A 10,816-nucleotide genomic window follows, 5' to 3' on the forward strand; every position below is an offset into this window, starting at 1 on the left:
GCATGTTTGGAACGATATGGATGTTCTCAGATCAGATAGATGATGAAGATATCCTGTTTGCACAGAGAAGTTTCATCACTATCAAAATGGCAATCTACTATTACCAGATGAGTTATAAATCAGTCACAAGGGCTGCTGACAGAGCCGGAGCAATTTACAAATTACATAAAAAGGTTCTTATCAAAAGATCAATCATTGAGGATTATCTCAGAAAAAACGGAAAAGACGGGAGGAAAAAAGTATGTGCAAAGTAATCGCAATCGCAAATCAGAAAGGTGGGGTAGCTAAGACCACAACCGCCATGAACCTTGGTATAGGTCTCGCAAATAAGGGACATAAGGTGCTCCTTATCGATAACGATCCCCAGGCAAGTCTTTCAATCTGCCTTGGCTATAGGGAACCAGATAATCTTGATGTCACTATTGTAGACGTGATCGAAAAGATTGTAAACGAGGAAGATATACCGGAAGGCTATGCAATCCTGCATCATAGTGAAAACCTTGACCTGCTTCCCTCAAATATCGGGCTTTCAGCTGCAGAGGTATCACTTGTTAATGTCATGAGCAGAGAACTTGTGCTCAGAGATTATATAGAACAGATAAAGAACCAATATTCATATGTCATAATCGACTGCATGCCATCACTTGGAGTAATGACAGTAAACGCACTTGCATGTGCTGATAGCTGCCTGATCCCATGTGCTGCAGCATTCCTCCCTGTAAAGGGACTCCAGGCACTTCTTAAAACGATTTATACCGTAAAGCGAAGGCTCAATTCAAAACTTGAAATAGAAGGAATTCTTTTAACCATGGTGGATAAGAGAACCAACTATGCAAAAGAGATAATAGCTGAGGTCAATGAAGTTTATGGAAAAACTCTGAGAGTACTTCCTGCAGAGATACCGCTTTCAATAAGAGCTACAGAGACTTCTGCAATGAGCAAGAGTATTTACGAGTATGACCCGAAGGGCAAGGTTGCCGGAGCATATATGGAACTTACAGATTTTGTTTCAAGTAATTCATAAGGGGGACTTCGATTATGGCTAAAAGAGAAAAGATACATTTTGAAACTGTAGATGAGCTTCTTGGGGCTCCAACATTTAAGGACGGTACAGAGGAAATAAAGATAGATAAGATCCATCCGTTCAAGGATCATCCTTTCAAGGTTATTGATGATGAGAAAATGTCAGAACTGGTTGAAAGCGTTAAGATAAACGGAATTCTTTCCCCTGTACTTGTCAGACCGGATAACAATGGTGGTTATGAAATGATTTCAGGACACAGAAGAATGCATGCAGCTGTGATAGCTGGGGTAGATACACTCCCGGCAATTGTAAAGGAACTGTCTGATGATGAAGCTGTAATAGCAATGGTCGATAGTAATGTCCAGCGAGAGGAAATACTTCCAAGTGAAAGGGCTTTTTCCTTAAAGATGAAAATGGATGTCATGAGAAGACAGGGTGCAAGGACAGATTTGACTTCCGCCACTGAGTGGCGAAAGTTGGATGAAGGTACTTCCGCCACTGAGCGGCGGAAGTTAAATGATGAATCCGCAGCTGATGGAACCCGTAAGAAAGAAGCTGCAGCCATTGCAGGTGAAGAATATGGAATGGGTAAAACACAAGTAAAAAAATATATCCGTCTTACAGAACTTCTTCCGGAATTATTGGATATGGTCGACGAAAAGAAAATCGCAATTGGTCTTGGGGCAGAGATTTCATATTTTGATAAGGATGTTCAAAGATGGGTTTATGAGTATCGTCTCGAAAATGGCTTCTTAAAACAGGAACAGATTGAAGCGCTGAAGAATCATCCCAATCTGGATAATCTCACGCAATATACAGTCATACAGGTTATGAATGCTGCATTGCCTGAACCTAAGATAAGCGGAAAAGTAGCTATCTCAGAAAAGAAGCTGAATAAATATTTTCCGTCACACATGCCAGCAAGAGAACGAGAAAGAATAATCCTTGAACTCTTGGCGCAGTGGAAAGAATCACAAAAGGAGGTACAGGATGAAACTTGATTATCATTACGGCAGGCAGGCCATGCAATATGCCATGGTTGAGATACCACTACTTATGTTTTTGGATGATGCATTTGAGTCCTTATCTATAGAAGCGAAAGTTGTTTATGGAATTTTGCTTCAGAGAATAAAGATGGCAGTCAGAAATGGGTGGAGAGATGAATTGGGAAGACTCTACGTAATATACCCGTTGGAACAGATGCATAAGGATATAGGGCTCTCTACAAGAACAATCAGTGCGGCATTAAAACAGTTGGAGGAGATAGGGATCCTTGATATAGAAACAAGAGGACAGGGTATGCCCAATCTGTACTACGTTAAGAATTTCATCTACAAGGATGAAGATAATGGTTCCAGAGGTGCAAAAATTGCATCTCTGGATAAAGGAAGGGGATAAAAAGGGGAAATGAAATTTGAGTATTTTAACGGAAAAGAGCCTGCTTCAAATTGCTTTATAGTCTTACCGAAAGCACTTCAACATGATCCGGAACTAAAAAAGCTATCTTCAAATGCTAAGGTTCTATATGGAATTATGCTGGATAGGATGAAATTATCAGCTATAAATAATCAGATCGATAAAGATGGTAAAACCTTCATATATTTCTCTATTGAGAGTATTCAGGAGGAGCTTAATGTGGGCAGAAATACAGCTTTTAAAGTCTTGGAAGAGCTTGATACGGACAATGGAATCGGGCTTATAGAACGTGTGAAGTGTGGCCAGGGAAGGCAATCTCGAATTTATGTCATGAGAATAGTTGAGGCAAAATACGATTACTCTGCAGATGAATATGAAAACGAAGATACTGTTCCAGTTCAGAAGTTTATTAATAGGGATTCAGAAGAAAAAACGGAAGTTTCAGAATCCCAAAATGTAAACTTCAAGAAGTTTATAAATGGGACTTCTAGAAGTTTAAATTCTAACACTCTAGAAGTTTATAATCGGGACCCTAATAAGAATATTATTAATAAAAATAAAATTAATAATAATAATCTTATCCATATCTATCCAAGTAATACTAAGGCTTCGACGATTGATGGGATGGGATGTGACTCTGATGAAACAGCTACAAGATTGTATGTCAGGGAAGACATAGGGACTGATTCTATCTGCAGTGCATATCCGCATTGGGAAAGCAAAGTACGTGGACTTGAGGATCTGATTGTTGATGTGCTTACTTCAAGACGCAGCACAATCACAATCGCTGGAGAAGAAAGAGAGCTGAATGTAGTTAAAGGTCGCTTTATGAAGCTTAACAGATTCCAGCTTGAAACAGTGATAGAGAACTGGTCTAAGCTCAAAAAGACACCAAATAATTCTAGGGCATACCTTCTTGCAATGCTGTTTAATGTGTCCGGGACAGCAGATATGCAGTTTGAGGCTGAATGCAATGAGGGTGCACAGAGTAATTATCAAAAGGTGGCTGACAATAACAATGCGGATTATGAAGATTTTATGGAGGGGTAAAAATGTTTGTTTTAAAGCTTTTACTGAAAATCATATTGTTACCGGTATTCTTGATGGTATGCTTCATCAGGACATGGGTGGAACTGCTTTCAAGGATCGGCTGCGTTATCCTGGGGCTATTTTACCTTGCGATGCTTGTAATAATCATCATGTATGTCAGCAAGCAGATGTGGGGGGCAGTAGCCATTTCTGTTGGTATGTCATTCGGAGCATTCCTCATAACTTTTGCTGCTGTTGCAGTTGGAATGGCGCTTGAAGGAATTGGCGATAAAATCAGCGAAATACTGGCATCATAAGTGATATAATCGAATGGAAGTGTTATTTTTCGTAGCACGCTGACTTCATATACATGAGGTCTGGGGCATTAGCGCAGTTGGGAGCGCATCACACTGGCAGTGTGAGGGTCACGGGAGCAAGTCCCACTTTGCGCGCCACTCCGGAGATTCATTGTATGAAGAAATATCATAATCTCTTGAACCAGTTTATGTAATTCTTATACTCTGACTTCAGACAAATACAGTAGAAGTCCATCTGTGCATCTTTATCAGAAAATGGAACAGAAAATCTGTTGTGACGCATTCCAAGAACGCGATTGGTTAGGTCAGTCGAGAAGGCAGGAAGGGACGAAGTCTCTGCGACTTCCATAAGGGATTCTGTTCCCGATTGAAGAAGAAACTTCGACTTTGGCATATGTTTTCGGACGATGGCATCCCATACTCCGACTTCAGATACCATGAGAAAACTTTCACCATCCATTTGCTTGAACGTGATGGAGCTTTCATATGCAAGTTTATGCTCCGGTATTAGTGATGCACAAAGGTGTTCTGAGCCGCAGTGCTGGGAATGATAAAGCTCACCTTCAAGCTGATGGTTGAGTATTATCATCTGATATGTTTTGTTATTAATCCCTGTAATAAGGGTTTCTTCATCTGTCATCTCTGTTGATAATGCCATATTAGAAAATGTCGTTGATAGTCTTGGCATCAGCTCAAGAAGCGGACCAGGTGCACAGGATCCTACAGTTATGGTCTTGCTTCTTCTGTCAGAAAGACGTACCTGTTCTTCCATGGCCTCATGCATGTGAAGAATATCTTCTGCATATTCTGCAGCTACCTTACCTGTATCATTAAGATACAGTCTTTTTTTCTCCCTCTCAAAAAGCTTTACTCCAAACTCGTCCTCGAGCTTGCTCATGGATCTGGTAAGTGTAGGCTGCGTAAGATGAAGTGCTTCTGCTGCTTCGGATAATGTTCTGTGATTCTTAAAAGCTACAAGATGCTCCAAAAGATATGTCTCGATCATGATATACTCCCAATGATTAATATACGCAACAAGTATATTATAATACGAAAGTTCAATTTTACACAGCTGAATATACGGGGTATCATCAAAAACATAGAACATAAACATCGCATATAAAACAGGAGGCGGTTTAAATGAAGACACTTGTAGCGTATTTCTCATGGAGCGGAAATACAGAGAAGATTGCCAAACGGATTGTGGCGAAGACCGGAGCCGATATGTTCAGGATCGAGCGAAAGGTACCCTACAGTGAAGATTACAACACCTGTGCATATAGAGAGGCAAAGGAAGAGATAGAAAAGAAGATAAGACCGGAGATAAAGACACCTCTTCCGGATGTGGGAAAAATACGACAGCTTGATTCTGGCATTTTCCTATCTGGTGGTACACATCACCGCTTCCTGTATGGAGATTTTTGGAATCCTATCCGGACTGGAAAGGAAAAAGATTTATCTTTTTGCGAACTCTTATACAGATGATCATAAACTACATGACCACATCACTTAAGGATGCAAAAGCGTCAGCAAGAAATGCGGATGTTGTTGCAGGACTATTTAACAAGGAAATAGAAGGGCTGGATGAATGGCTCAAACAGAATAATTTCAGATAAGAAGGAGGATTTCTATTATGGAGTACATTACACTTAACACAGGAGCAAAGATGCCACTTGAGGGATTCGGAGTATTTCAGATTCCGGACTTAAAAGAATGCGAAGAGGTAGTTTATAACGCTATCAAGACTGGATACCGTCTTATCGATACTGCAGCCGCGTATGCAAATGAAGAAGCTGTTGGAAAAGCAGTTGCCCGTGCTATTTCTGATGGTCTGACCACAAGGGAAGAGCTTTTCATAACCACCAAAGTGTGGGTAAACGACATGAAGAGTGAGGAAGCTGCTTATGAAGCTGTAAAGACATCGCTTGGCAAGATGGAACTCGATTATGCAGACCTCATTCTCCTTCATCAGCCAATGGGTGATTACTTCGCAGCTTACCGCGGGATCACAAAGGCATACAAGGAAGGTCTGGCAAAGGCTATAGGTGTAGCAAATTTCTATCCTGCTATTCTTACAAACCTCTGCGAGACAGTAGAAGTAATTCCGGCTGTAAATCAGGTAGAGCTTCATCCCTTCTTTGCACAGGAAGCAGCAATTGAGAATATGAAGGCTTATGGCGTTGTTCCTCAGGCCTGGGGACCTCTTGCAGAAGGAAAACATGGGATTTTCACAGATCCTGTTCTTACAGAGATTGGAAAGAAGTATGATAAGAGTGCAGCTCAGGTTGCTTTGAAGTGGAATGCCCAGCGAGGTGTTTCCATCATCCCCAAGTCAGTGCATGTGGAGAGAATGGAACAGAACATCGATATCTGGGATTTTGAACTCACTGATGAAGAGATGGCTAAGGTGGCTGCAAAGGATCTGGGACACAGCGAGATCGTAAACCATGATAGTCCTGAGTTTGTGAAGTTCGTACTGAATCTGCATTGATTGGAGAGGGAGGTTTTTTATGAAGGTACTTATCATTAACGGAAGCCCCAGAGTGGGCGGAAACACAAGTATTGCTCTTGATGAAATGGTAAAGGTGTTTGAATCAGAAGGCATAGAGACGGAAGTTGTTTTTGTCGGAAACAAGGATATCAGGGGCTGCATTGCATGCCGCGCATGTGCCGAAAAAGGCAAGTGTGTATTTAATGATGTGGTAAATGAACTTGCTCCGAAATTTGAGGAGGCTGACGGTCTGTGGTAGTGGCATCACCAGTTTATTTTGCATCAGCTAATGGTACGCTTATCTCATGTCTTGACAGACTTTTCTTCAGCACTCATTTTGACAAGACAATGAAAGTAGGAGCATCAGTAGCTATAGCAAGACGTGGTGGCTGTTCTGCTACATATGATGAACTCAATAAGTATTTCACAATCAGTGGAATGCCTGTTGCATCAAGCCAGTACTGGAACAGTGTTCATGGCAGAGAAAAGGGAGAGGCGGAGCAGGATCTGGAAGGTCTTCAGACCATGCGAACGCTTGCAAGAAAACATGACTTTCCTTATGAAGAGCATCGCTCTTGGAAAAGAAAAGTATGGACTTCCTGAGAAGGAAGAACATCAGTGGACACATTTCATTAGGTAGAAAGTTATACTATCGGAATTAAACTGTCTAGTGGTGGTGAGGGAATGGGAGGTTCAAGTTTCCGTGATGCGCACCAATTTATCTTATGGCAGTTTTTTCAGTGTGTTCTCAAAGACATATACGCAGATATCTGCCATATGCTCTTCGCTTTCATGCATCCCGTCCCTGAACCAACTGATAAGTATCTGGAAAAAAGCTGCTTCTGAAGCGAGCCTGATGTACTTTGTCTCGGTATCTGTTGCAGGTAGAGAAGCTCTGAAATGGATCTTCCGGAAAAGAGTTCACGCTGTAATATACCTGCCTGATCAAATAAGGTAATGGTTTCCTTATCCTCACGGACAGTTCTAAAAACATCTTCAAACCACCGATGAGGGTTCTCGTGAAACTCTGGTTTTTCGCTGATATCAGCAATCCTTTTTATAAGTTTGTTTCCCAGTTCATGCAAAATATCTTCTTTGTCTGCATAGTTACGGTAGAATGCCGTTCTTGACACTCCGGCACGACGCACGATCTCGCTGACGGTGATTTTTTCATATGGGGTGTTCTCCCATAAGGTGCATCAGCGCAAGCTGAAGACATTCTCTTGTCAGGCTGGTTAGATTCTTTATTATTCATCCGCAGAACATCTTTTTCTGCATTTCTGTCAAAGGTTCTTTTGTGGTAGTCATATTTCTTTTCCTCGCTGTTACAAAATGTACGATTATGTAAACATCGCTCCAAATGGTATTGCTACTGTCATGTCCGAGCTCAGAGCCGTTGTATTCGTCTTTTTGGCGGAGTTACACTTGTAACATCAGAATGATTGTAACCACTACATGGGGAGGCAAAACAAGTATGCAGGTTATAGAAACTATTTCTCACAAGGCACAGAGACAGGCATTCAGTATTTTGATAGACAGATTTCTTGCAAATCTGGATAAGTCTGAGAACAGAACAGCAACATACTTAAAGCTCGTGGACCAGGCAGAGAAATTTTGGGGGGAAAGATGCCACAAGAAAAGAAAAGCTTGATCAGGTAAGGAAATGCTTTTAAGAGATCCCGATAACAGATGGGTCAAGTTTCTGAATAAAGTAGTTGATGAGACAGATCCTCATGTTGCCAAGATGACAATGCTCAACCTTGGTTATGAGGCCTTTTTCAGAGGCACTAAGATGATAAGGGCTAACAGGGAAAAAGTATGGCTGCAATATACCATGGCTTATTCTCTTTGATCCAACAAGTGCCTGCAACATGCACTGTCAGGGCTGCTGGTCCGGAACCTACGGCCCCAAGCACAATCTTTCTTTTGAAGACATGGATAAGATCGTTACCCAGGGAAAAGAGCTGGGTGTTTACCTTTACATGATGACAGGAGGTGAGCCTCTTGTCAGAAAGAAGGATGTGCTCCGCCTTGCTGAAAAGCACAATGATGTAGAGTTTTCTATTTTTGATAACTCCACTTTAATCGACGAGGACTTCTGCAAGGAAGTAGTAAGGCTTGGAAACATCACGTTCCAGCTTTCTATCGAAGGTACTCCGGATACTAATGATGCAAGACGTGGAATTGGTCACTACGATGCTGTTATGAAAGCCATGGACCTGTTTAAGAAATACGGAATTGTATATGGCACTTCCATCTGCTATACAAGGAATAATATCGATGCAGTAACTGATCCTAAATTCATCGAGTTCATAGCTGAAAAAAGCGCAAGATTCGGATTCTTCTTCCACTACATGCCGGTTGGTAACAATGCTGTTCCAGAGCTTATGCCAACAGTAGAGCAGAGAAAAAAGATGGTGGAACAGATCAGGTTCCTTAGAAGTGATAAGTGCGATATCGGATTCTTCCCAATGGATTTCCAAAAATGACGGGGAAGCTGTTGGTGGCTGTATCGCTGGCGGAAGAAACTACTTCCACATCAATTCAAGCGGAGATGCTGAGCCCTGCGTATTTGTCCACTTCTCCAACACCAATATCCATACTCACTCAATCCTTGAGATGCTAAAGAGCCCTCTTTTCATGGAATATCATAAGGGACAGCCCTTTAATAAGAATCATTTAAGGCCATGTCCTATGCTTGAAAATCCCGAGCTTCTTAGAGAGATGGTAGCAAGATCCGGAGCCCATGGCACCAATGAAGAATCAGAAAGAAAGCGTTGAACACCTCTGCGCAAAATGTGATAATTATTCAAAAGAGTGGGGACCTGTAGCTGATGATATCTGGGCTCACCAGAAGCACTACAGAAAATCTTACGAGAACTATGCAAAAGAAAAATATAGAAAGCGCAGAAAAAAACTGGAATTTCCTGATGTTAAGGAATCCAAGAAGAAAGAGAACAGAGGCGCATAATTGCCTGGGGGAAAATAATGATAAAAATTCTGTCAGATAGTACCTGTGATCTGTCACCGAATTGATTCAAAAAATACGACATCGGTATAATCCCGCTATATGTAAGACTCGGGGATGTGGAATATCTCGATGGCGTCAATATTTCTCCCGAACAGATCCATAAATGGTCTGATGAACATGGAGAAACGCTCAAGACAGCAGCGGCCAGCATTGAGGATATTTCCAAATACCTGGATCCGTCAGAAACAGATGAATACGTTATTTTCACGATATCATCTTCAATGTCGGCAAACTTTAACAATGTCAGACTTGCTGCAGAAGATCTTGGCATGTCTGACAGAGTTCATGTTATGATTCTGCAAATCTTTCCACAGGTATCGGACTATTGGTAGTGTATGCTGCAGAGCTGGCAAAAGAAGGAAAGACAGCAAAAGAAATAGCAAGCGAGATAGAGAAAACCAAAGATAAAGTTCGTGCAAGCTTTGTGATAGATACCCTTGTTTTATCTACATAGGGGCGGTCGCTGTTCTGGCCTTGCTGCCTTCTTTGGAACAGCGTTGAAGATCCATCCGCGTATCGCTGTATCTGACGGGGCCATGCATCCGGAAAAGAAATATCGCGGATCAAGCAGACGCTATGTACTTGATTATGTCAGGGACATGGAAGCTGACCTGAAAAATGCCAGACCGGAGCGCGTATTTTATAACCCATTCCGGATGCGACAGGAAAGTGGTTTGAATCTGTGAGAGAATATCTGGGTTAGTCTTGGCGTGTTCAAAGAAATCCTTGAGACCCGCGCAGGAAGTGTTGTTTCGTCGCACTGTGGTCCGGAACACTAGGGGTGCTGTTTATTGCCAAATGATAAGAAAGATATTTCGCTTATTAAATGGTTCAGTGGTGCTACGGGAAATTTCAGGGAGAAGGCAAGCAAGATATGGGACTTCAAGCTTTATGGAGATATAATTAGGAATCCTAATGAGACTGACCCAACAGCGAAAATGCGTATGTAGAACTGGTATATTCTGACAGATTCCAGCCTATTCAATTTGTTGAAAAGGAATGAGGTTATGGTATCAAGAATTGAAACTACATGTGAAAGAAATATAAAATTGTTGCCTACTATATTGATATTTGCCACCCCACATGTTATATTTTAATTGCCAGATGAGCGTGCTCATCTTTATGGAGATAAGGAGCTTCTCCCACTGGTTCTGACAGTGTAAAAAACTCGAACTCCGAGATGGCTTAATGTAGCGCGTGTCGTTATCAGGAGACCATCAAAACCTTTTACGGATAGGTTAATCCGTGCCGCGAGGCAAGATGGCGGGCATCTATAAAATCAGAAAACTAGAGCAAAACCAAGTCCGATTGGATTTACCAACCGGCTTTTTGCTTTGATTTGGGGTAAATAATGGCAAGAAAAAGGATTACGACAACCTCTTGGAATTATAACAGCATAAAAATCAAGTCGGATGAAGAAATAAAAGAACTGCTTTGTAAATCTGCTAACGCGTACTCTCTGATCTGTGATAAAGAGGTAATGTTCATTTATAGGAAAAACTCTGACG

The 10,816-nt window shown here is 41.5% G+C and carries 18 protein-coding genes and 3 pseudogenes; 18 read left to right on the top strand and 3 right to left on the bottom strand.

Annotated elements, in window-relative coordinates; translation table 11 throughout:
- Positions 1-2 precede the first annotated feature (2 nt).
- From BV60_RS0118530 to BV60_RS0118555, 6 genes are read left to right on the top strand one after another with little or no spacing between them, the layout of a single operon-like run.
- The gene (locus tag BV60_RS0118530; protein WP_029319195.1) at positions 3-254 is read left to right on the top strand and encodes a DUF6462 family protein; all 252 of its coding nucleotides are present in this window, start codon (positions 3-5) and stop codon (positions 252-254) included.
- The gene (locus BV60_RS0118535) at positions 242-1,024 is read left to right on the top strand and encodes a ParA family protein (protein WP_029319196.1); all 783 of its coding nucleotides are present in this window, start codon (positions 242-244) and stop codon (positions 1,022-1,024) included. The genes BV60_RS0118530 and BV60_RS0118535 overlap by 13 nt, the downstream gene beginning before the upstream one ends.
- Before the next feature lie 14 nt (positions 1,025-1,038).
- Positions 1,039-2,025, top strand: a complete 987-nt coding sequence (locus BV60_RS0118540) for a ParB/RepB/Spo0J family partition protein (RefSeq protein ID WP_029319198.1) — start codon at positions 1,039-1,041, stop codon at positions 2,023-2,025.
- Positions 2,015-2,422: a replication initiator protein A gene (locus BV60_RS0118545; RefSeq protein WP_051656458.1), complete on the top strand. Its 408-nt coding sequence runs from the start codon at positions 2,015-2,017 to the stop codon at positions 2,420-2,422. The genes BV60_RS0118540 and BV60_RS0118545 overlap by 11 nt, the downstream gene beginning before the upstream one ends.
- A 9-nt stretch (positions 2,423-2,431) precedes the next feature.
- Positions 2,432-3,490 (top strand): replication initiator protein A, encoded by a 1,059-nt coding sequence (locus tag BV60_RS22340; protein ID WP_029324112.1) that lies wholly within the window; start codon positions 2,432-2,434, stop codon positions 3,488-3,490.
- A gap of 2 nt (positions 3,491-3,492) precedes the next feature.
- On the top strand, positions 3,493-3,786 hold the full coding sequence (locus BV60_RS0118555; RefSeq protein ID WP_029319204.1) for a hypothetical protein: 294 nt from the start codon (positions 3,493-3,495) through the stop codon (positions 3,784-3,786).
- A 166-nt stretch (positions 3,787-3,952) separates the two neighbouring features.
- Here the strand turns inward: BV60_RS0118555 and BV60_RS0118560 are convergent, their stop codons facing one another.
- Positions 3,953-4,792, bottom strand: coding sequence for a LysR family transcriptional regulator (locus BV60_RS0118560; protein ID WP_197029596.1), 840 nt, complete (start codon positions 4,790-4,792; stop codon positions 3,953-3,955).
- A gap of 134 nt (positions 4,793-4,926) precedes the next feature.
- On the opposite strand from BV60_RS0118560, the gene BV60_RS21330 reads away from it, so the two are divergent.
- The 4 genes and pseudogenes from BV60_RS21330 to BV60_RS24395 all read left to right on the top strand — a co-directional run bounded on the left by BV60_RS21330 (position 4,927) and on the right by BV60_RS24395 (position 6,917).
- Positions 4,927-5,271 carry a flavodoxin gene (locus BV60_RS21330; protein WP_051656848.1) on the top strand — a complete coding sequence of 115 codons (345 nt, stop codon included), beginning with the start codon at positions 4,927-4,929 and terminating at the stop codon, positions 5,269-5,271.
- Positions 5,208-5,402: a hypothetical protein gene (locus BV60_RS24060; RefSeq protein ID WP_442856309.1), complete on the top strand. Its 195-nt coding sequence runs from the start codon at positions 5,208-5,210 to the stop codon at positions 5,400-5,402. The genes BV60_RS21330 and BV60_RS24060 overlap by 64 nt, the downstream gene beginning before the upstream one ends.
- A gap of 17 nt (positions 5,403-5,419) precedes the next feature.
- Positions 5,420-6,277, top strand: coding sequence for an aldo/keto reductase (locus BV60_RS0118570; protein WP_029319205.1), 858 nt, complete (start codon positions 5,420-5,422; stop codon positions 6,275-6,277).
- A 19-nt stretch (positions 6,278-6,296) separates the two neighbouring features.
- A pseudogene (locus BV60_RS24395) lies at positions 6,297-6,917 on the top strand (flavodoxin family protein).
- Between the two features lie 83 nt (positions 6,918-7,000).
- Here the strand turns inward: BV60_RS24395 and BV60_RS24545 are convergent.
- The gene (locus tag BV60_RS24545) at positions 7,001-7,183 is read right to left on the bottom strand and encodes a TetR-like C-terminal domain-containing protein (protein WP_442856316.1); all 183 of its coding nucleotides are present in this window, start codon (positions 7,181-7,183) and stop codon (positions 7,001-7,003) included.
- 179 nt (positions 7,184-7,362) lie between these two features.
- Positions 7,363-7,458: pseudogene (locus BV60_RS24550) on the bottom strand (TetR/AcrR family transcriptional regulator); the annotation flags it as partial.
- Between the two features lie 293 nt (positions 7,459-7,751).
- Between BV60_RS24550 and BV60_RS24260 the strand changes: the two are divergent.
- The 8 genes and pseudogenes from BV60_RS24260 to BV60_RS23280 all read left to right on the top strand — a co-directional run bounded on the left by BV60_RS24260 (position 7,752) and on the right by BV60_RS23280 (position 10,258).
- The gene (locus BV60_RS24260; protein WP_330376333.1) at positions 7,752-7,928 is read left to right on the top strand and encodes a hypothetical protein; all 177 of its coding nucleotides are present in this window, start codon (positions 7,752-7,754) and stop codon (positions 7,926-7,928) included.
- A 12-nt stretch (positions 7,929-7,940) separates the two neighbouring features.
- The gene (locus tag BV60_RS24265; RefSeq protein ID WP_330376334.1) at positions 7,941-8,129 is read left to right on the top strand and encodes a hypothetical protein; all 189 of its coding nucleotides are present in this window, start codon (positions 7,941-7,943) and stop codon (positions 8,127-8,129) included.
- Positions 8,130-8,148: 19 nt separating this feature from the next.
- Positions 8,149-8,766 (top strand): radical SAM protein, encoded by a 618-nt coding sequence (locus BV60_RS24270; protein ID WP_334291192.1) that lies wholly within the window; start codon positions 8,149-8,151, stop codon positions 8,764-8,766.
- Positions 8,720-9,058, top strand: a complete 339-nt coding sequence (locus tag BV60_RS24275; protein ID WP_330376335.1) for an SPASM domain-containing protein — start codon at positions 8,720-8,722, stop codon at positions 9,056-9,058. The genes BV60_RS24270 and BV60_RS24275 overlap by 47 nt, the downstream gene beginning before the upstream one ends.
- Positions 9,033-9,248, top strand: coding sequence for a hypothetical protein (locus BV60_RS24280; RefSeq protein WP_330376336.1), 216 nt, complete (start codon positions 9,033-9,035; stop codon positions 9,246-9,248). Before BV60_RS24275 ends, BV60_RS24280 begins: the two co-directional genes overlap by 26 nt.
- Before the next feature lie 116 nt (positions 9,249-9,364).
- Positions 9,365-9,762 (top strand): annotated as a pseudogene (locus tag BV60_RS24065) (DegV family protein).
- Positions 9,746-9,994 (top strand): DegV family protein, encoded by a 249-nt coding sequence (locus BV60_RS24070; protein ID WP_255358139.1) that lies wholly within the window; start codon positions 9,746-9,748, stop codon positions 9,992-9,994. Before BV60_RS24065 ends, BV60_RS24070 begins: the two are co-directional and overlap by 17 nt.
- Before the next feature lie 105 nt (positions 9,995-10,099).
- Positions 10,100-10,258: a hypothetical protein gene (locus BV60_RS23280; RefSeq protein ID WP_156036166.1), complete on the top strand. Its 159-nt coding sequence runs from the start codon at positions 10,100-10,102 to the stop codon at positions 10,256-10,258.
- Positions 10,259-10,816 lie beyond the last annotated feature (558 nt).

The sequence above is a fragment of the Butyrivibrio sp. AE3004 genome (genome assembly GCF_000703165.1).
Taxonomy (GTDB): Bacteria; Bacillota; Clostridia; order Lachnospirales; family Lachnospiraceae; genus Butyrivibrio.